General features: G+C 67.9%; 25 protein-coding genes. 11 read left to right on the top strand and 14 right to left on the bottom strand.

What is annotated here, in order from left to right:
• Positions 1 to 32: 32 nt before the first annotated feature.
• Positions 33 to 464 (bottom strand): YcgN family cysteine cluster protein, encoded by a 432-nt coding sequence (locus VEC11_RS11505; protein WP_464131343.1) that lies wholly within the window; start codon positions 462 to 464, stop codon positions 33 to 35.
• Entirely contained in the window at positions 461 to 1045 is a 585-nt protein-coding gene (locus VEC11_RS11500) for an SCO family protein (RefSeq protein ID WP_464131341.1), read from the bottom strand. The genes VEC11_RS11505 and VEC11_RS11500 overlap by 4 nt, the downstream gene beginning before the upstream one ends.
• 88 nt (positions 1046 to 1133) lie before the next feature.
• Between VEC11_RS11500 and VEC11_RS11495 the strand changes: the two genes are divergently transcribed.
• The gene (locus VEC11_RS11495; RefSeq protein WP_464131339.1) at positions 1134 to 1748 is read left to right on the top strand and encodes an ankyrin repeat domain-containing protein; all 615 of its coding nucleotides are present in this window, start codon (positions 1134 to 1136) and stop codon (positions 1746 to 1748) included.
• Positions 1749 to 1755: 7 nt separating this feature from the next.
• Here the strand turns inward: VEC11_RS11495 and VEC11_RS11490 are convergent, their stop codons facing one another.
• The 11 genes from VEC11_RS11490 to VEC11_RS11440 form a co-directional block, all read right to left on the bottom strand.
• On the bottom strand, positions 1756 to 2250 hold the full coding sequence (locus VEC11_RS11490) for an MmcB family DNA repair protein (RefSeq protein ID WP_464131337.1): 495 nt from the start codon (positions 2248 to 2250) through the stop codon (positions 1756 to 1758).
• Positions 2251 to 2290: 40 nt separating this feature from the next.
• Positions 2291 to 2863 carry a cell wall hydrolase gene (locus VEC11_RS11485; protein WP_464131335.1) on the bottom strand — a complete coding sequence of 191 codons (573 nt, stop codon included), beginning with the start codon at positions 2861 to 2863 and terminating at the stop codon, positions 2291 to 2293.
• Positions 2864 to 2920: 57 nt separating this feature from the next.
• Positions 2921 to 3256, bottom strand: coding sequence for a DUF1491 family protein (locus tag VEC11_RS11480; protein WP_464131333.1), 336 nt, complete (start codon positions 3254 to 3256; stop codon positions 2921 to 2923).
• 10 nt (positions 3257 to 3266) lie between these two features.
• A complete protein-coding gene (locus VEC11_RS11475) occupies positions 3267 to 3731 on the bottom strand; it encodes a PaaI family thioesterase (protein ID WP_464131331.1) in 465 nt (154 codons plus the stop codon).
• Positions 3721 to 4188, bottom strand: a complete 468-nt coding sequence (locus VEC11_RS11470; protein ID WP_464131329.1) for a PTS sugar transporter subunit IIA — start codon at positions 4186 to 4188, stop codon at positions 3721 to 3723. Before VEC11_RS11470 ends, VEC11_RS11475 begins: the two co-directional genes overlap by 11 nt.
• Before the next feature lie 63 nt (positions 4189 to 4251).
• Entirely contained in the window at positions 4252 to 4827 is a 576-nt protein-coding gene (gene hpf, locus VEC11_RS11465) for a ribosome hibernation-promoting factor, HPF/YfiA family (RefSeq protein ID WP_464131416.1), read from the bottom strand.
• A 159-nt stretch (positions 4828 to 4986) separates the two neighbouring features.
• Complete coding sequence (dnaQ, locus tag VEC11_RS11460; protein ID WP_464131327.1) at positions 4987 to 5688, bottom strand: DNA polymerase III subunit epsilon; 702 nt, start codon at positions 5686 to 5688, stop codon at positions 4987 to 4989.
• An 8-nt stretch (positions 5689 to 5696) separates the two neighbouring features.
• Positions 5697 to 6293: a dephospho-CoA kinase gene (coaE, locus tag VEC11_RS11455; RefSeq protein WP_464131325.1), complete on the bottom strand. Its 597-nt coding sequence runs from the start codon at positions 6291 to 6293 to the stop codon at positions 5697 to 5699.
• Positions 6290 to 7093: a shikimate dehydrogenase gene (gene aroE, locus VEC11_RS11450; RefSeq protein WP_464131323.1), complete on the bottom strand. Its 804-nt coding sequence runs from the start codon at positions 7091 to 7093 to the stop codon at positions 6290 to 6292. The genes coaE and aroE overlap by 4 nt, the downstream gene beginning before the upstream one ends.
• Positions 7093 to 7686 (bottom strand): Maf family protein, encoded by a 594-nt coding sequence (locus VEC11_RS11445; RefSeq protein WP_464131321.1) that lies wholly within the window; start codon positions 7684 to 7686, stop codon positions 7093 to 7095. The genes aroE and VEC11_RS11445 overlap by 1 nt, the downstream gene beginning before the upstream one ends.
• On the bottom strand, positions 7683 to 8507 hold the full coding sequence (locus VEC11_RS11440; protein ID WP_464131319.1) for a pyruvate, water dikinase regulatory protein: 825 nt from the start codon (positions 8505 to 8507) through the stop codon (positions 7683 to 7685). The genes VEC11_RS11445 and VEC11_RS11440 overlap by 4 nt, the downstream gene beginning before the upstream one ends.
• A 367-nt stretch (positions 8508 to 8874) precedes the next feature.
• Between VEC11_RS11440 and hemE the strand changes: the two genes are divergently transcribed.
• From hemE to VEC11_RS11420, 4 genes are all read left to right on the top strand, one after another.
• Positions 8875 to 9924, top strand: a complete 1050-nt coding sequence (gene hemE / locus VEC11_RS11435) for a uroporphyrinogen decarboxylase (RefSeq protein ID WP_464131317.1) — start codon at positions 8875 to 8877, stop codon at positions 9922 to 9924.
• Positions 9924 to 10376 carry a CopD family protein gene (locus VEC11_RS11430; RefSeq protein ID WP_464131414.1) on the top strand — a complete coding sequence of 151 codons (453 nt, stop codon included), beginning with the start codon at positions 9924 to 9926 and terminating at the stop codon, positions 10374 to 10376. Before hemE ends, VEC11_RS11430 begins: the two co-directional genes overlap by 1 nt.
• Before the next feature lie 193 nt (positions 10377 to 10569).
• Positions 10570 to 11826 carry a transcription termination factor Rho gene (rho, locus tag VEC11_RS11425; RefSeq protein ID WP_464131315.1) on the top strand — a complete coding sequence of 419 codons (1257 nt, stop codon included), beginning with the start codon at positions 10570 to 10572 and terminating at the stop codon, positions 11824 to 11826.
• A gap of 24 nt (positions 11827 to 11850) precedes the next feature.
• Positions 11851 to 12540, top strand: a complete 690-nt coding sequence (locus VEC11_RS11420; protein WP_464131313.1) for a YjbE family putative metal transport protein — start codon at positions 11851 to 11853, stop codon at positions 12538 to 12540.
• A 166-nt stretch (positions 12541 to 12706) separates the two neighbouring features.
• On the opposite strand, the gene VEC11_RS11415 is transcribed toward VEC11_RS11420, so the two are convergent.
• Positions 12707 to 13405: a dienelactone hydrolase family protein gene (locus VEC11_RS11415; protein WP_464131311.1), complete on the bottom strand. Its 699-nt coding sequence runs from the start codon at positions 13403 to 13405 to the stop codon at positions 12707 to 12709.
• Between the two features lie 75 nt (positions 13406 to 13480).
• On the opposite strand from VEC11_RS11415, the gene VEC11_RS11410 reads away from it, so the two are divergent.
• From VEC11_RS11410 to VEC11_RS11385, 6 genes are read left to right on the top strand one after another with little or no spacing between them, the layout of a single operon-like run.
• A complete protein-coding gene (locus VEC11_RS11410) occupies positions 13481 to 13714 on the top strand; it encodes a DUF6489 family protein (RefSeq protein ID WP_464131307.1) in 234 nt (77 codons plus the stop codon).
• Positions 13711 to 14973 (top strand): tRNA uridine-5-carboxymethylaminomethyl(34) synthesis GTPase MnmE, encoded by a 1263-nt coding sequence (mnmE, locus tag VEC11_RS11405; protein WP_464131412.1) that lies wholly within the window; start codon positions 13711 to 13713, stop codon positions 14971 to 14973. The genes VEC11_RS11410 and mnmE overlap by 4 nt, the downstream gene beginning before the upstream one ends.
• 38 nt (positions 14974 to 15011) lie before the next feature.
• Positions 15012 to 16814: a tRNA uridine-5-carboxymethylaminomethyl(34) synthesis enzyme MnmG gene (gene mnmG / locus VEC11_RS11400; RefSeq protein WP_464131303.1), complete on the top strand. Its 1803-nt coding sequence runs from the start codon at positions 15012 to 15014 to the stop codon at positions 16812 to 16814.
• On the top strand, positions 16814 to 17461 hold the full coding sequence (rsmG, locus tag VEC11_RS11395) for a 16S rRNA (guanine(527)-N(7))-methyltransferase RsmG (RefSeq protein WP_464131300.1): 648 nt from the start codon (positions 16814 to 16816) through the stop codon (positions 17459 to 17461). Before mnmG ends, rsmG begins: the two co-directional genes overlap by 1 nt.
• Positions 17458 to 18243, top strand: coding sequence for a ParA family protein (locus tag VEC11_RS11390; RefSeq protein WP_464131295.1), 786 nt, complete (start codon positions 17458 to 17460; stop codon positions 18241 to 18243). Before rsmG ends, VEC11_RS11390 begins: the two co-directional genes overlap by 4 nt.
• Positions 18240 to 19136, top strand: a complete 897-nt coding sequence (locus tag VEC11_RS11385; protein WP_464131292.1) for a ParB/RepB/Spo0J family partition protein — start codon at positions 18240 to 18242, stop codon at positions 19134 to 19136. Before VEC11_RS11390 ends, VEC11_RS11385 begins: the two co-directional genes overlap by 4 nt.
• Positions 19137 to 19154: the final 18 nt, after the last annotated feature.

The raw sequence follows: 19154 nt of genomic DNA, 5'->3' as shown, positions 1-19154 counted from the left end.
TTTCGCCGATGCGCAGCTCGGAAGCGCCGGGCCTAGAAGGGCCTGTCGACGAGATGAAGCTCCAGATCGCCAGCGTCGTCCTCCGATATCGTCCAGCCGCGCACCGACATGCCGGCCTCGTGCACCGTCTCGCGGCTGCCGCTGACCAGATAATGCCAGTCCGGCAGCTTCTTGTCGTCGCCGCGCAGGCGATAGGCGCAGGTCGAGGGCAGCCAGTCGATCTCGCGGAGCTGCTTCAGGTCGAGCCGCACGCAATCGGGCACCAGCGCCTTGCGCATCCTGTAATTGGTGCAGCGGCAGGCCTGGCGGTCGAGCAGCCGGCAGGCGACGTTGGTCGGGAAGAGCTCGCCGGTGACCTCGTCCTCGAGCTTGTGCACGCAGCATTTGCCGCAGCCGTCGCACAGGGCCTCCCATTCCTCGCGGTCGAGGCTCTCGATCGGCAGCTCCCAGAAACGCTCCCTCATCTCACCCAGCGCGCCAGCTCGTTGGCGGTGCCGTCGGGTCCCTGGTCATAGGGAATGATGGCGAGCGGCCGGCCCTCGGGATCATAGAGGACCGCGTTGCGCGTATGGTCCATCAGATAGCTGCCCGGCGTCGCCCCCTCGCGGCGCATGTAGGAGGCGCCATAAGCGCGCGCCATCCGGGCGAGTTCGTCCGGCGTGCCGGTCAGGCCGACGAAGCGCGGGTGGAAATTGGCGACGAACTCGCGCAGCACCGGCGGCGTGTCGCGCGCCGGATCGACGCTGACGAAGATCGGCTGGACCAGGGCCCCCGCTTGGGCATCCCGCTCCTCGAACCGCCTGAGGCCCGCGCCCAGCACCCGCATATCGACCGGGCAGACGTCGGGGCAGAAGGTATAGCCGAAATAGACCAGCTTATATTTGCCCGGCCAGCTGCGCTCGGTGACCCGCCGGCCGTTCTGGTCGGTCAGCGAGAAGGCGCCGCCGAGCCGCGCGCCCTTGAGCGGCGGATCCTGCGGGGCGGCCTGGGCGCAGGCACCAAGCAGCAGGACCAGCAGAAGGGTAAGGACGGCGCTGCGACGCACTGGGACGCTTTCATTCATGACAGGCGCAGCCTTGCTTTGCTAAGGGCCGCGGATCAAGTTCGCATATCATGTAGGGATTATCAGGCGGATGGCCAGAACCAAGACGCTCCTGCTCGCGGCCGCGCTGGCGGCGATCGCCGTGCCGGTGGCGGCGCAGAGCTTTTCCGAGGGCTACACCTTCCTGAAGGCGGTGCGCGAGCGCGACGGCAACACCGCCGAGCGCATCCTCTCCAATCCGAGCTCGACCGCGATCAACCATCGCGACGCCAGCACCGGGGAGAATGCGCTGCACATTCTGGTGCGCGGCCGCGATTCCGGCTGGCTGGCCTACATGCTCGGCCGCGGCGCCCGCGCCGACGTCGGCGACCGCGAGGGCAATACGCCCTTGATCATTGCTGCCCAGCTCGGCTGGCTGGAAGGGGCGGAGATCCTGCTTGGCCGGGGGCGGGCCAATGTAAACCAGAGCAACAATCGCGGTGAGACTCCGCTGATCTTCGCCGTCCACCGCCGCGACATGCCGATGGTGCGCATGCTGCTCCGCAACCGCGCCGATCCGAACCAGACCGACCATGTCGCCGGCAATTCGGCGATCGACTATGCGCGCCAGGACAATCGGGCGACGGGAATCCTGCGGCTGCTGGAAAATCCGCAGGCCGCGACGCCCACCGTCTCCGGCCTGACGCCGCCGACGCCGCGCCCCTAGCTCGGGCTCAATCCAGCCCGGCCAGCCCCGGATCAAGATCGCCGGCGAGCCGGCGCGCGGCGCGGCGGGCGAAGCGCAGGGTCTCCGCCTTGCGGCGGGCGGCGGCGAGCGGGCGGCGGGGCGCCTCGCGGACCATCTCCGCATCGTAGCGGTCGGCGACGATCAGCCCGGCGCAGCCCGCGCCGAAGCCGTCTTCCTCGAACGGCGCCAGCGTGAAGCCGGCCGGCACCGCCCAGTAGAAAAGGTCGCAATAGTCGAGATAGTCGGCCCACTTGCAGTCGGCCATCAGGTCGGCGCGGGAGACCTTGATCTCGACGATGGTCAATTGCCCGCGCGCGTCGATCGCCATCATGTCCGCGCGCCGGCCGTTGGGCAGCGGCACCTCGCAGAGCGCATACATGTCGGCGCGGAAGAACATCCGGGTGACGCCGCGGGCGACGTCTTGCGCGATCAGGGGCGCGTCGGCGAAGCAGTCGGACGACTCGGGCAGGAGGGAGGCCATGCCCGAAAACTAGAATGAAACGGGAACGAACGGAAGTGGGTCAGCGGTAGAAGACGTGATTCCCGACCGTGGCGATGCGGGTCAGCCGCCGCCAGCCCGGATTGATCCGCCGGGCGTGGAAGAACAAGGCGTCGGGCGCGCCGCCCTCGGCGAGCCGATCGGTGGCGATGCGGGCGATGGCGACTGCGGTCTGCCAGTCGCGCGAGCCCTGCGGCGGCTGCGGGATATAGCCGCGGCGGACGAAGGAGAATTGGTAGGGCTGGCGGACGACGCCGCACAGGGTCGGCGCGAACCGGCCCGAGCGGGCGCGGTTGATCACCACCTCGGCGACGGCGAGCTGGCCGGACAAGGGCTCGCCGCGCGATTCCCAATAGACGGCGCGGGCGAGGCATTCGGTCTCGTCGTCCGCGGTGGCGCCGGCCGCATGGATGGCGACGAGCTCGCTGAGCGGCCGGCCGACCACTTCGACCTCCGATGTCGTCGCTGCCGGTGCCGGAGCGGGATCGGCAAGACCCTCGATGCCGAGATTGGCGGCGGTCAGCGCGGTCTGGGCCCGGGCGGGCATGGCGATGCATGCCGCGGCGAGGAAGGCCAGCCCGATCCGGATCCGCATGAAGAAGCCCCCGCTTGCCCCTGGACGGCCGGAGAAGAGCCCGGCGACCGCAGCGAATCAACCGGGGGCGTTCATTTCAGCGGCGAAGCGTTCGCCGTCCGCGACGTCCAGCTCGACGATCCAGAGATCGGGATCGCTGCGGCGGCGCCGCGCGACCAACGCCTGGAATTCCTCCTCCGTCTCCGCCCGGCCCGTCGCCTGCCAGGCATAGCTGCCGTCCGGCTGCAGCAGCCGCTCGAGCAAGGCGGTCCGAGTCCCGCGCTCGGCGAGGACCACCATGACTGCGCCCGCGGTCGCGTCGCCTTTGGCGAGCACCACGCCGAAGCCGCCCTCGGCCTGGGCGCGCCGGAGCAATGAGGAGACGAGAACCTGGCTGGAAAGCCGCGCAGTCACCTCCCGGCGCTCACCGGCTGCGATAGCCGTCGAGGCCCGAGAGCGGGATGTGCGAGCGCATGAAGGTGCCAGTGCCGCGTGCCGCCTCCTCGCCGTCGGGCAGCAGCAGCCGCGCCTCGCCCACGAAGACACGGCGGCGGCCGGAGACCCAGCGTCCCTCCGCGATCACCGGCCCGGCGCGCAGCGGCTGGGTGAAGACGAGGTTGAAGGCCGTGGTCAGCAGGAAGCGGTCGCTGACCATCGAGTTGCAGGCATAGAAAGCCGCATCGTCCATCATCTTGAAGTAGAGCGTGCCGTGGGCGGCGCCGGCGGCATGATAGCTGGCCGGCGCGACCTCGAAGCGGATCCGGGCGACGCCGGCCTCCCTGATCTCGATCTCGGACTCGAACAGGTCGTTGATTGCCGCCGACCGGTAGAGCGATTCGAGCGCGCGGAAGTGCGCGGCCTCGCCCCCGGTGGCCCCTTCAGGCGGCATCCCGCGCTTCCCCGCCCGCGAGCAGGGCGTAGATCGCGTCGCGCGAGCGGGCGCCGCGCAATTTGGCCACGGTCTGGCTGTCGCGGAAGATGCGGCTGACCCGCGCCAGCGCCTTCAGATGGTCCGCCCCCGCATCGGGCGGGGAAAGCAGAAGAAAGACCAGATCCACCGGCATATTGTCGATCGACTGGAAGTCGACCGGCGTCTCCAGCCGGGCGAAGAAGCCGAAGACATTGTCCAGCCCCTCGATCTTGCCGTGCGGGATGGCGGCGCCGCCGCCGAAGCCGGTCGAGCCGATCTTCTCGCGCGCATTGAGGCTGGCGGCGATCGTCTTGGCGGGCAGGCCGGTCAGCCGTCCCGCCGCCGCGGCGAGCTGCTGGAACAGGCCCTTCTTGTTCGCCGCCACCAGATCGGCGTCGATCGCCCTGTCGCTCAATAAATCCGAAAGATCGCTCATCATCACACCGGTTGGGAGGCCGGAGCCTCCGGGGGAAAGGGCAGAAGGGGCAAGGTGGTGCCTTCAGAGGCCGCCGCGTTGGGGCTCGACCCAGCCGATCGTGCCGTCGTGGCGCCGGTACACCATGTTGAAGGCGCCCGTCGCGCTGTTTTTGAACATCAGGGCGTTGGTGTTCCGCAGGTCGAGCAGCATCACCGCGTCGGAGACGCTGGCGGTCGGGATGTCGACCCGCGTCTCCGCGACGACGGGCGGATTGTCGGCCGGCTCCTCGGGCTCGGGCGGCGGCGCGAACACGGTATAGCCCGCATCGAACTCCGCCTCGGCGTGCGCGGTCTGGGCGTGGCGGTCCTTGAGCCGGCGCTTGTAGCGGCGCAGCTGGGTCTCGATCCGGTCGGCGGCCAGCTCGAAGGCGACCGGGGCGAGCGCCCCGCCGGCCGAGCCCTTCAGGACGACGCCCTGCGGGACATAGGCGACGATGTCGCAGGTGAAGCTATGGTCGTAGGGGCCTTTGCCGAAGGTGACCTGGGCGGAGATGGCGCGGGAGAAATATTTGTCGGCGATCTGATGGAGCCGCTCGTCCACCTGTTGCTGCAGCGCCTCGCCGGTATCGATCTGATGACCGGAGACCCGGATGTCCATCATCGTCTCCAATGCTGTACCGGCGCATGTGGGCGCAGCCGCGGCTTTGGTCAACTGGGCAGAGAGTGGCTGGGAAACGAAACCGTCATTGCGAGCGCAGCGAAGCAATCCGGTCAGAGGGCATGGGCTTCGTCGCTGCGCTCCTCGCAATGACGTGGCTTAAAGCCGGTTCCAGATCGGGTCCTTGATCTTCGCCAGGAAGGCCGCGTGGCGGGCCGCTTCCGCCTCGCTCGGCGCATGCGGGCGGGCCGGGCGGATCGCGACGGATACGGGCTCGATCAAGGTCTCCGCCGCCTCGGCGGTGGCGGACTGGTCCTCAATCAGCTCGGCGACCAGGGTGAGCCCGATCTGGCGGCCGCCGGTCAGCTCGACATAGACCTGGGCGAGCAGTTGCGCGTCGAGCAAGGCGCCATGCTTGATCCGCTGCGAGCGGTCGACGCCGAAGCGGGTGCAGAGCGCATCGAGGCTGTGCTTGGCGCCGGGGAATTTCTGGCGGGCGATGGAGAGCGTGTCGACCATGCGCGACATGCAGACGCTCGGCCGGCCGCACTGGCCGAGCTCGGCGTTGATGAACCCGAAATCGAAGGCGGCATTGTGCGCGATCATCGGCGATTCGCCGATGAACATGAGCAGGTCCTCGACGACATCGGCGAAAAGCGGCTTGTCGGAGAGGAAGGTGTCGGAGAGGCCGTGCACTGCCTCCGCCTCGCTCGGCATCGGCCGGCACGGATTGAAATAGGAGTGGAAGTGCCGCCCGGTCTCGCACCGGTTAAACAGCTCGACGCAGCCGATCTCCACCACCCGGTCGCCGTTGAGTGGGCTGAGGCCGGTCGTCTCGGTGTCAAAAACGATTTCCCGCATGCCTTCGCCTATGAATCCCCCTGCCCGTTTAGGCAAGCGAGGATGCGGCGGACCGAGGCGCGGGTTTCCTCGAGGCTGACGTCGGTGGGGATGACGAAGTCGGCGCGGGCGCGCTTCTCCGCGTCCGGGAGCTGGCGGGCCAGGATCTTCTCGAATTTTTCGGGGGTCATGCCGGGCCGGGCGAGCACGCGCTCGCGCTGCACCGCCGACGCTGCGGAGACGACCGCGACCTTGTCGACCTCGTTCACCCCGCCCGCCTCGAACAGCAAGGGAATGTCGAGCAGGATCACGGGCGCGCCGTCATGCGCCGCGATGAATTCCCGCCGTGCCCGCGCCACGGCCGGATGGATGAGCGCTTCAAGCCGCCTGAGCTGCTCCGGTTCGCCCAGCACCCGTTCGGCCAGCGCGCCGCGATTCACCCCCTCGGGCCCGGTCGTGCCGGGGAAATGCGCCTCGATCTCGGCGACCAGCGCCCCGTCCGGCCCCTGCAGGCGATGGACGGCCGCATCGGCATCGAAGACCGGCACGCCCTCCTCGGCGAACATCTTCGCCACGGTAGACTTGCCCATGCCGATCGAGCCGGTGAGGCCGACGAGCAGCGTCATGACGTCAGCCTTTCGCGGAGCTCGGCGGAGTCGGCCGGCTCGGGCGAAACCTTGAAAAAGTGGGTGAATGCTATCGACGCCTGGTGAATCAACATGCTCAGCCCGTCCACGGTTTTCAGGCCTCTGCCCCGTGCGTCCCGCAGCAGTGGCGTTTCGAGCGGATGGTACACCATGTCGAAGACGGTCGCGTCAGCCTTGAGGCGCGAGAGGTCGACATCGAGCGCTGGATAGCCGGCCATACCCAACGGGCTCGCGTTGATCAGCAGATCAACATCGGGGGCTGTGCCGAGCGGCAGAACCTTGCCGTGAAGCCCGAACAGCTCCAACAGCGCAGCCGCCTTTTCGGGCGAGCGGTTGATCAGAATGACGTGGAGCACCTTCTGCATTCGCACTTCGGCCAGCGCCGCCCTCGCCGCACCGCCGGCGCCAATGACGGCGACGCGTTCCGGATCGATTCGCGCTGTATCAAGGGCGAGATTGATGCCCTGCCAGTCCGTATTGGTCCCGGTGAGCATCCCGTCATAGCGAACCACGGTGTTCACGGCGCCGATACGCCGCGTCAGGGCGTTGGTATCGAGCAGCGAGAGTATGTCTTCTTTCAAAGGCATGGTGACGTTGCACCCGCGCCAGTCGGGATCGTCGCGCCGCGCCGCGAGATAATCGGGAAGCTCGTCCGCAGTGACTCGTGTCGTCCGGTAATCCCCCTCGATCCCGAGCTGGTCCAGCCAATATCTGTGGATTGCCGGCGATTTCGAATGGGCGACCGGATCGCCGATCACCTCGGCATAGGGAATTCCCATCACCTTGCCGCCAACCCACGCTCGCGCAGATAGGCGAGCAGGGGGAGAAGCGGCAGGCCGAGCACGGCGAAATGGCTGCCCTCGACCGCCTCGAACAATTGCACGCCGCGGCCCTCGATCCGGTAGCCGCCGACGCAGTGCTTCACTGCCTCATATTCGGCGTCGAGATAGGTTTCGAGAAAGGCCTCGCTCAGGGGCCTGACCCTGAGCTCGACGCTTTCGGTATCGCCCCAGACCCGCTCGCCCGCCTCGGTCACCACCGCGGCGCTGTGCAGCCAGTGGGTGCGACCGCCGAGCATCCGGAGCTGGCCCAGCAATTCCTCGCGGGATCCCGCCTTGGACAGCATCGTGCCGTCGTCCAGCTCGAGCACCTGGTCCGCGCCGATCACCAATGTCTCGGCCTCGGCGGGCACACTCCTCGCCTTGAGCTCGGCCAGCATCTCCGCGACGTTCCAGGGCTCGAAGCCCGCCGCCGCGAGGCCGGCCTTGGCCTCCTCCTCGTCGAGCGGCGCCGATACCGTCTCGAAGGCCAGGCCCGCCGCCGCCAGCATCTCCCGCCGCGCCAGGCTTTGCGAGGCGAGCAGCAATCTCACTGGCCTTCGGCCTGCTCGCTGCGCTCGGCGCAGAGCTTGACGATGGCGAGCGCGGTCTCCTCGATCGAGCGGCGGGTGACGTCGATCACGGGCCAGCCATTGTCGGCGAACATCCGCCGCGCGAAGGCCAGCTCGGCATTGACCGCCTCATTGTCCACATAATCGGTCTCCGGCACCTGATTCAGCGAAAGCAGGCGGTTGCGGCGGATCTGGATCAGTCTCTCGATATTGGTGGTGAGGCCGACGATCATCGGGTGCCTGAGACCGTAGAGTACCGCCGGCGGCGGCGATTCCGGCACGAGCGGCACGTTCGCGACCTTGAAGCCGCGATTGGCGAGATAGATGGAGGTCGGCGTCTTCGAGGTGCGCGAGACGCCGGCGAGGATGATGTCGGCCTCCTCCCAATTCTCCGAGCCGACGCCGTCGTCATGCGCGATGGTGAACTGGATCGCGTCGACGCGGGCGAAATAGGCGGCGTCGAGCGCGTGCTGCCGCCCGGCCCTGCCTTTCGCCGCCTCGCCGCTCACCGCCGAGAGCGCGTCGATCACCGGATCGAGCACCGAAACCGCGTTGATCCCGCGCTGCCGGCATTTGCGCTCGAGCTCGCGGCGGATCTCGCGGTTGACGACCGTGTACAGGACCAGCCCCGGCCGCCGCTCGACATCGTCGAGCACGCGGTCGAGATGGCCCTCGGAGCGGACCATCGGCCAGAGATGATGCAGCGCCTCGACATTGTCGAACTGGGCGAGGCAGGCCTTGGCGACCATGTCCAGCGTCTCGCCGGTGGAATCCGAGAGGAGATGCAGATGGAGCTGTTTCAACGGCGCGCCTTCGGCAGGTTCGGCCACGGGTCTTACGACGCAAAGGCGCGATCACGAAAGAGTCATTCGCTGTGGAAAACCTTGGGGAAATGCCCGGCTTAAGGCTCGGGGCAAAGCCAGGGACGGAATTCGTCCACGCTCCGGGCCGTTTCATCCACAGCGCCGCGAACATGGGAAAAAATCCACCGGTCCGATGTGGAAAACGGGGATGGCCGGGGCGAATCCGCGGGAATGCGCGCCTGCGGGGGAGTCAAGCTGTTGGCAAAATTTGTGCGAGGCAATAAACCCCGTTCGTCCACCGCCTATCAACATCAACAGACTCTCTTATAAATATATATTTAAGGATAAGAGAGCGGAGCCCTCCGACTTGACGCTCGCGCCTCACAAGCCCTTGCTCCACGTGCTAAGCGGTGGAAAAAGCGATATTATTCCGATCTGGCTGATGCGTCAGGCCGGACGCTACCTGCCCGAATATCGGGCGCTGAGGGCGGCGAAGGGCGGCTTTCTCGAGCTCGTCAACGATCACGAGGCCGCGGCGGAGGTCACGCTCCAGCCGATCGCCCGTTTCGGCTTCGACGGGGCGATCCTGTTCTCGGACATATTGATCGTGCCTTATGCCCTCGGCCAGGATCTGCGCTTCGAGGCAGGCGAGGGTCCGCGTCTGTCGCCGCCTTTGACCGACGCTGTGCTGAGCGGGCTGACGGCTGTGCCGGCCCGTCTCGAGCCCGTCTACCGGACTGTGGAGAAAGTGAAGGCCGCGCTCCCGGCGGAAACCACCTTCCTCGGCTTTGCGGGCAGCCCCTGGACGGTCGCGACCTATATGGTGGCGGGCCAGGGCAGTCGCGACCAGGCGGAGGCGCGGCAGGCCGCATATGCCGATCCGGGCGCCTTCGCCGAGATCATCGGCGCGATCGAGGCGATGACCGTCGACTATCTCTCCGGCCAGATCGAGGCCGGGGTCGAGGCCGTGCAATTGTTCGACAGCTGGTCCGGCAGCCTCGCCCCCGCGCAGTTCGAATCATGGGTGATCGCGCCCACCGCGCGGATCGTCGCGGCGCTGAAGGCGCGGCATCCCCACATCCCGGTGATCGGCTTTCCCAAGGGCGCCGGCGCGAAGCTCGCCGCTTATGCGCGCGAAACCGGGGTCGACGCGATCGGGCTCGACGAGACGGTCGATCCCGCCTGGGCCGATTCTGTGCTGCCCGCCGACCTGCCCGTGCAGGGCAATCTCGATCCGCTCGCCTTGCTGGCCGGCGGGGAGGCGCTTGAAAAGGCGGTGGCGCGCATCCTATCTAGCCTCGCGGGGAGGCCGCATATCTTCAACCTGGGTCACGGCATCATCAAGGAAACCCCGATCGCCCATGTCGAGCGGCTCCTTGAGCTGGTGCGGCGGTCGCCGTCCGGGCGAGCGGCGTGATCGACAGCTTCGAAACGGTTCTGATCTTGCTCTATCCCTGGCTCAAGGCCGGCCACATCATCTTCGTGATCTTCTGGGTCGCGGGGCTGTTCATGCTCCCGCGCTTCTACGTCTATCACCAGGAGAGCGCGCCGGGCTCGGACGAGGAGCGACGGTGGATCGAGCGCGAGAAGAAGCTGCGCAAGATCATCATCACCCCCGCGATGATCCTGGTCTGGCTCTTCGGCCTGCTGCTCGCCCACACGATCGGCGCCTGGACCCAGCCCTGGTTCCTCGCCAAGTTCGCCATCGTCGTCCTGCTCTCCGGCTATCACGGCTGGATGGTCGACTATGGCAAGAAGCTGGAGCGGGGCATCCGCCCGGTCTCCGGCAAGGCGCTCAGGATCATGAACGAGGTCCCCGGCCTCGCCGTGGTGCTGATCGTCGTCCTGGTGATCGTCCGGCCCTTCTGACCGGCCTGTCGCCGCGTCGTCCCGGCGAAAGCCGGAGCGGCCCTCCATTCGCTCGGCTTGACTTGCCCAGGGGCGGAGCATAACGGCCAGAACAGTCGTTAGCCTGCCGTCCGCGCGGGTGTTCAAGCCGCCACATTCTCCCGAATCTCCGAGCTCCCACGCCCGGAATCCGTATTTTCAAGAGTTACCCGACATGCATTTGAACGACCTCAAGCAGAAGACCCCCGCCGAGCTGGTCGCCATGGCCGAGGAGCTGGGCGTCGAGGGCGCATCGACGCTGCGCAAGCAGGAGCTGATGTTCTCGATCCTCAAGGTCCGCGCCGACAGCGGCAACGAGATCATGGGGCAGGGCACGATCGAGGTGCTGCAGGACGGCTTCGGCTTCCTGCGCTCCGCCGATTCCAACTATCTGGCCGGCCCCGACGACATCTACGTCTCTCCCAACCAGGTCCGCAAGTTCGGCCTCCGCACCGGCGACACGGTCGAGGGCGAGATTCGCGGCCCCAAGGAGGGCGAGCGCTATTTCAGCCTCGTCCGCGTCACCCAGGTCAATTATGACGATCCCGACGCCGTCCGCCACCGCGTCAATTTCGACAATCTCACCCCGCTCTATCCCGACGAGAAGCTGACCCTCGACAGCGCCGATCCGACGATCAAGGACCGCTCGGCGCGGGTGATCGACATCATCTCTCCGCAGGGCAAGGGCCAGCGCGCCCTGATCGTGGCGCCGCCGCGTACCGGCAAGACCGTGCTGCTGCAGAACATCGCCCGGGCGATCACCGACAATCATCCCGAGGTCTTCCTGATCGTGCTGCTGATCGACGAGCGGCCCGAGGAGGTCACCGACATGCAGCGCTCGGTGAAGGGCGAGGTCATCTCCTCGACCTTCGACGAGCCGGCCAGCCGTCACGTCCAGGTCGCCGAGATGGTGATCGAGAAAGCCAAGCGTCTCGTCGAGCACAAGAAGGACGTCGTCATCCTGCTCGATTCCATCACCCGCCTCGGCCGCGCCTACAACACGGTGGTGCCGAGCTCGGGCAAGGTGCTGACCGGCGGCGTCGACGCCAATGCGCTGCAGCGACCGAAGCGCTTCTTCGGCGCCGCCCGCAACATCGAGGAAGGCGGCTCGCTCTCGATCATCGCCACCGCGCTCATCGACACCGGCTCCAAGATGGACGAGGTGATCTTCGAGGAGTTCAAGGGCACCGGCAATTCCGAGATCGTGCTCGACCGCAAGGTCAGCGACAAGCGCATCTTCCCGGCGCTCGACGTCGGCAAGTCCGGCACCCGCAAGGAGGAATTGCTCGTCGAGCAGGGCACGCTCTCGAAGATGTGGGTCCTCCGCCGCATCCTCATGCAGATGGGCACGGTCGACGCCATGCAGTTCCTGCTCGACAAGATGAAGGATTCGAAGACCAACGAGGACTTCTTCGCCTCGATGAACCAGTAAGCCCATCGAGGGTTGGGGAGGCACATGCTCGAGCTCTGGAACGCGATCGTCCACGACTTCAGCAACCTGAGCGATCCGGCGGCTTTGGCGGCCTTCGGCCAGGTGCTGATGATCGACGTCATGCTCGCCGGCGACAATGCGATCGTCGTCGGCGCGCTGGCCGCGGGCCTGCCCGCCGACCAGCGCAAGAAGGTCATCATGATCGGCATCCTCGCCGCTCTGGTGCTCCGCATCATCTTCGCCTTGATGGTGACCCAGCTGATGCAGATCGTCGGCCTGATCCTCGCCGGCGGCATCCTGCTGCTCTGGGTGGCCTGGAAGATGTACCGCGAGATCAGGCATGTGCCCGACGATCCCGCGACCGAGGGGAACGAGGCTTCGGGCCTGCGCCCGGCCAAGAGCTTCGCCGGCGCCGCCTGGGCGGTGGCGGTCGCGGACGTCTCGATGAGCCTCGACAATGTGCTGGCCGTCGCCGGCGCCGCGCGCGAGCATCCCGGCATCCTGATGATCGGGCTGCTGCTCTCGGTCGCCCTGATGGGCCTCGCCGCGAACCTCATCGCCAAATATATCGATCGCTATCGCTGGATCGCCTGGATCGGCCTGCTCGTCATCCTCTGGGTGGCCGGCAAGATGATCTACGAGGGCTTCGTCGACCACAATGTCGGCCTGCTGCAATATATCTGGCCGGACGCGGCAGCCCGCCTCGCCCACTAGACGGCGCGCTTCAGGACTGTCTTGAAACTGCAATGGGCCCGGGCTTAGTCTGGCGCCCATGGGGACACAGAACGCACGCGCCGCCCAGGATTGCGCTCAATGCGCCTTCTGGGCGCGCTTCCTGATCTGGGCAACGCGCAAGGCGCGCTGAGGGGTTGAGCGCCCTCTAGCCCACATGCTCGGCAAAGAAGGCCTCGGTGCGGCTGTCGGCCAGCTGCGCCGCGGCCTCGCTCCGCCGGTCGCCCGCTTCCGTGGCAAAGCCGTGATCCTCGCCCGGATAATCGTAGAGCGTCACCCGCGGATGATCGTCCAGGCCTTCATGAATCAGCGCCTGCTTGTCGGGCGTCACGAAGTGGTCGGCGCCGGCGATATGGAGCATGAGCGGCCGGGCAATGGCGTGTTTCTCGCCGAGCAATGCCTCGAGCATCACCCCATAATAGCCGACCGACGCGTCGACGTCGGTGCGCGCGGCGGTCATGAAGGCGAGCCGGCCGCCGAGGCAATAGCCGACCGCGCCGACCCTCGCCCCCTCGGGAAGGCGAGACCGTGCCGCGCGGATGCAGGCCTCGATGTCGGCGATCGCCCTGTCCTGGTCGAGCTTCTGCATCAGGGCGAGCGCCTCCTGGAACTGCTCGGGCACGTCGGGGTCGAGCTCGACCCCTTGCTGGATTCGCCAGAACAGATCGGGCGCGAGGCCGAGATAGCCCAGGCTTGCCCAATGGTCGCATTTGGCGCGGATGCCGGGATTCACCCCGAAAATCTCCTGGATGACGACGATCGCGCCCCTGGGCGTGCCCTCCGGCTCGGCGAGCCAGGCATTGAAGCTGCCGTCATGGTCGAGGGTCTCGATCGAAATCAGGGGCATGACGCGTCCTCCACTTGCGAGTCGCGCCCCTATAGACCTAGAGCCACGCCAGCCAACAGGCATGAGGAGAGGCTCATGAAAGTATCGGTCGACGTCGATTGCACGCCCGAGGAGGCCCGCCGCTTCCTTGGCCTGCCCGATCTCAGCCCCGTCCACGAGGCCTATGTCGAGAAGATGAAGGCGGCGGTCACCGACGGCGCCGCCCCGGAGATGTTCGGCGAGATGATGAAGGCCTGGGGGCCGATGAACGAGGCGGGCATGAACATGTGGAAGCAGATGCTCGACCAGATGGGGAAGGCGCCGCGCTGAGGGACACGATCTTCGCTCTGTCCTCGGGCGCGCCGCCGGCCGGGGTCGCAATCGTCCGGATCAGCGGGCCGCGGGCCGGCGCCGCGCTCGCCGCCCTGGCCCGCCGTCTGCCCGAGCCGCGGGTCGCGACCTTCCGCAAGCTCCGTGTTGACGGTCAACTGCTTGATAATTCAGTTATTCTCTGGCTGCCGGGGCCGAAGAGCGCGACCGGCGAGGATGTCGCCGAGCTGCATCTCCATGGCGGCCGCGCATTGATCGCGCGGGCGCTCGGCGCGCTCGGGGCGATGGAGGGGCTAAGGGCGGCCCTGCCCGGCGAGTTCACCCGGCGCGCCTTCGAGAATGGCGCGCTCGACCTGGCCGAGGCCGAGGGGCTGGGCGACCTGCTCATGGCGGAGACCGAGGGCCAGCGCCGGGCCGCGCTCGCCCTGATGGGCGGACGGCTGAGCCGGCAGGTCGCGGCGTGGCAGGAGCAATTGCTGGCCTTGTCCGCCCAGATCGAGGCGGCGCTTGATTTCTCCGACGAGGGCGACGTCGCGCCCTTGCCGGCCGATTTCGAGCCGCGGCTGGCGGCGTTGCGGGAGGAGATGGCGGAGGCAGTGGCGCGTCCGGGCGCCGAGCGGCTCAAGGACGGTGTCCGGGTTGTCATCGCGGGGCCGCCGAATGCTGGAAAGTCCAGTCTTCTCAATGCGTTGGTGGGTCGCGAAGCGGCGATCGTGACGGATCTTCCGGGAACGACGCGCGATCTGGTGGAGGCGCCCGTCGCGATTGGCGGCACGCCGTTCCTGCTGACCGATACGGCCGGACTGCGCGAGACCGCGGATGTGGTTGAGACGATCGGCGTCGACCGCGCCCGCGCCTCGCTCGCCGGGGCGGACATCATCATCTGGCTCGGGCCGCCGGACGAGGCGCCGGCGGGGGCGATCCGGCTCCACGCCAGGGCGGACCTGGCGCCGGCGCCGGCCGACGCGGAGCTCGCCACCTCGGTCGTCACCGGCGAGGGTCTCGGCGAATTGGTCGCACTGCTCCAGGCGCGTGCCGCTGATCTCTTGCCGGTCCCGGGCGAGATTGCGCTCAATGCGCGTCATCGGAAAGCGATCGCCGAGGCGGCCGCGGCCCTGGCCGATGCAACCTCGCCCGACCTGATCATCGCCGCGGAGGCGCTGCGCACCGCCCGGGCCGCGCTGGACCGGGTCACGGGCAAAGCGGGGGTCGAGGACATGCTTGACGCCCTGTTCGGCCGCTTCTGCATCGGGAAGTGAGTGTTCCACGTGGAACAAATGCTGTAGGGCGCGGCCCCGTGAGCGAGACGTATGACATCATCGTGGTCGGCGGCGGCCATGCCGGCACCGAGGCGGCGACCGCGGCGGCGCGCATGGGCGCGGCGGTGGCGCTGGTCAGCTTCAGCCGCGACCAGATCGGGGCGATGTCCTGCAACCCGGCCATGGGCGGGCTCGGCAAGGGTCATCTGATCCGCGAGGTCGACGCCTTCGACGGCCTGATCGCGCGCGCCTCCGACCATGCCGCGATCCACTATCGCATGCTCAACGCCAGCAAGGGCGCCGCCGTGCGTGGCCCCCGCATCCAGGCGGACCGCAAGCGCTACAAGGCGGCGATCCACGCCCTGGTCGATGCCCAGGCGGGGCTTGAGATCGTCGAGGGAGAGGCCAGCGCGCTGCGCCTCGAGGGCCGCCGCGTCACCGGGCTGGCGCTGGCGGACGGGCGCTCGCTCTCGGCCAGGGCAGTGATCCTCGCCACCGGCACCTTCCTCGGCGGCAAGCTGCATTTCGGCATGACCAGCTGCGCCGGCGGCCGCGTCGGCGAGCGCGCGGCGACCGCCCTCGCCCATCAGCTCTATGCGCTGGAATTGCCGCTCGCCCGTCTGAAGACCGGAACGCCGCCGCGGCTCGACGGCCGCACGATCGACTGGGCGGCGCTGGAGCGGCAGGAGTCGGACAACGAGGGTTGGACGATGTCGCCGATGAGCGAGGGCCGGGTCGCGCCCCAGCTCTTCTGTGCGATCACCCGCACCAATGCCCGCACGCACGACCTTATCCGCGCCAGCCTCGACCGCTCGCCCCTCTTCGCCGGCGAGATCAGCGGCGTCGGCCCCCGCTACTGCCCCTCGATCGAGGACAAGGTCCACCGCTTCGGCGACCGCGACGGCCACCAGATCTTCCTTGAGCCTGAGGGGCTTGACGATCCCGCCGTCTATCCGAACGGCATTTCCACATCTTTGCCCGAGGACGTGCAGCTCGCCATGGTCCGCTCGATGGCGGGCCTGGAGCGGGCCGAGATCCTTCAGCCGGGCTATGCGGTCGAATATGACCATGTCGACCCGCGCATCCTCGAGCCGACGCTCGGCGTCCGCGACGTGGACGGCCTCTATCTTGCCGGCCAGATCAACGGCACCACCGGCTATGAGGAGGCGGCGGCGCAGGGCCTGGTCGCCGGGTTGAACGCTGCCGCCTTGGCCGAGGGCAAGGCGCCGATCCTGTTCGACCGCGCCGAATCCTATATCGGCGTGATGATCGACGACCTCGTCCTGCAGGGCGTGACCGAGCCCTATCGCATGCTGACCGCCCGCGCCGAATACCGGCTGCGGCTGCGCGCGGACAATGCGGCGGCGCGGCTCACGCCCCATGCCATCGCCGCCGGCTGCGTCTCGCCGGAGCGGCAGCGCCGTTTCGAGGCGCTGCGTGCGGAGCGGGCGCGGGTGGAGGCCATTTTCTCCCGCCAGGTCGAAGGCCGGACGCTCGCGGCGCGGCTCCTTCATCCCGAAACGGACGCGGCCCTGCTGATCTCCCTCGCCCCTGGGCTCGCCGCGCTTCGCCCCGACATCCTCGAGGAGGCGATCCAGGACCATCGCTACGCCCCCTATGTCACCCGGCAGGAGGAGGAGATTGCCCGCCTGCGCTCTGACGAGGCGGTGCGCCTGCCCCGCGCGCTCGATTATGCCGGCATCCCCGGTCTTTCGAACGAAATGATCGAACGGCTGTCCGCGGCCCGGCCCGCCACGCTGGGGGCCGCTTCCCGCATCCGGGGCGTCACGCCGGCGGCGCTGGCGGCAATCCTCATCCACGCCCGGCGCAGGGCCGCCTGATGGACGAGACGGCGGCGCGGGCCTGGGTCGAGCGAGAGTGCGATGTTCCACGTGAAACAATGGCCAAGCTCGACGCCTTCGCCGATCTGTTACGCGCGGAGAACGAGCAGCAAAACCTCGTTTCACGTGGAACATTGGGCCAAATCTGGCTGCGGCACATTGCGGATTCGGCGCAATTGCTTCGTTTCGCCCCTGCCGGTGCGTCCTGGATTGATCTTGGCACGGGCGCCGGCTTCCCCGGCCTCGTCGCCGCCGCGCTCCATGACGGGCCCGTCACTCTGGTCGAGGAGCGGCGCCTGCGCGTCGACTTCCTGCGCCGTGCGGCCGGGCTCATGGGCCTTGAGGTGGAGATCCTGCACGCCAGGGCAGAGCGACTCCCGCCGCGCCCCTTCAAGGTGATCAGCGCCCGCGCCTTCGCCCCCCTGGAAAAGCTCCTCAGCTTGGGCACAGCTTTCTCCACACAAAAGAGCCTGTGGCTGCTTCCAAAGGGACGAAATGCGTCCGCGGAACTGGCGGCGCTCGCTCCTTCGTGGCAGGGTGACTTCCGGCTCGAACCGAGCGTGACCGACGCCGCGGCGCAGATCATCGTCGCCGCAGGCGTCCGCCACGCGCCGGTCCGCCTTGTAGGAAAGGACAAGCGTCGATGATCCGCATCGCGGTCGCCAACCAGAAAGGCGGGGTCGGCAAGACCACCACGGCGATCAACCTCGCCACGGCGCTCGCTGCCAGCGGCCTGCGCATCCTGCTGATCGACCTAGATCCGCAGGGCAATGCCTCGACCGGGCTGGGCATTACGCATGCGCAACGTTCGCTTTCCTCCTACGAATTGCTGACCGGTCAGTCGACCCTGGAGGACGCCGTGGTCGCCAGCCCGGTGCCCCGGCTCGACATCATCCCCGCGACCGTCGATCTGTCCGGCGCCGAGATCGAACTCATTGAATTTGAAGGAAGAACCCATCGCCTCGACAAGGCGCTGGAGGGCACGGCCGACGTCAAATGGGATGTCTGCCTGATCGATTGCCCGCCCTCGCTCGGCCTGCTCACGGTCAACGCCCTGATCGCCGCCAATGCGATCCTGGTGCCGCTGCAGACCGAGTTCTTCGCGCTGGAGGGGCTCAGCCAGCTGCTGCAGACGGTCGAGCGGATCCGCGCCCGCTTCAATCCCGAACTCTCGATCATCGGCGTCGCGCTCACCATGTTCGACCGGCGCAACAATCTCTCCTCGCAGGTCGCCGACGACGTCCGCGCCTGCCTCGGCAAGATCGTGTTCGACACGGTGATCCCGCGCAACGTGCGGCTCTCGGAGGCGCCGAGCCACGGCATCCCGGCCCTGATCTACGACCATCGCTGCCCGGGCTCCGAAGCCTATATTGCCCTCGCGCGCGAGCTGATCGGCCGCCTGCCCCGGCAGGCGAAGGCGGCGGCATGAGCGAGCCCTTTCCCAGGAAGCGCCCCGCCGGGCTCGGCCGCGGCCTCTCCTCCCTCCTCGGCGAGGTCCAGCAGGAAGCGGCGGTTCGCCCCGGCACCGGTGGCACGGCCTCGGGCGCCGTCCAGCTCATCCCCGTCGCCGGCATCGAGCCGCATCCGGGCCAGCCGCGCCGCATCTTCCAGGAGGAGGCGCTGGCCGAGCTCGCGGAATCGATCCAGACGCGCGGCGTGATCCAGCCGATCATCGTCCGCCCGCACGGCCATCGTTTCCAGATCGTCGCCGGCGAGCGGCGCTGGCGCGCGGCGCAAAGGGCGCGGCTGCACGAAATCCCGGCGATCGTCCGCGAGTTCAGCGACGACGAGACGCTCGAGGTCGCGCTGATCGAGAATATCCAGCGCCAGGACCTCAACGCGATCGAGGAGGCGCAGGCCTATCGGCGGCTCGTCGACGAATATGGCCATACCCAGGAGGAGCTCGGCAAGCTCGTCCACAAATCCCGCTCGCACGTCGCCAACCTGTTGAGATTGCTTGATTTGCCGGGGAAGGTGCAGGTCCTGGTGGGGACCGGCCAGCTCAGCATGGGCCACGCCCGGGCGCTGATCACCGCCAAGGATCCGGAAGGGCTGGCCGAGGAGGTCGTCCGCCGCGGCCTCTCCGTCCGCGAGACCGAGAAACTGGCCGCGGCCGGCAAGACCGCCCGCCAGCGCCGCCTGCCGATCGAATATAAGGGCGCCGGCGCCGACATCGCCGCGCTGGAGCGCCAGCTGGGCGACCTTCTGGGCCTCAAGGTCTCGATCAGGCACAGCCCCAAAGGCGGGCAGGTGACGCTGGCCTATTCGAGCCTCGACCAGCTCGACATGATCTGCCAGCGGCTGTCAGGCGAGAAGTTCTAGTTCGGGCGCCGGAGGGTG

The sequence above is a fragment of the Allosphingosinicella sp. genome (assembly GCF_035626655.1).
Taxonomy (GTDB): domain Bacteria; phylum Pseudomonadota; class Alphaproteobacteria; order Sphingomonadales; family Sphingomonadaceae; genus Allosphingosinicella.
Note: the sequence above shows the minus strand (reverse complement) of the source record. Positions and strands in the feature narration are given on the sequence as shown.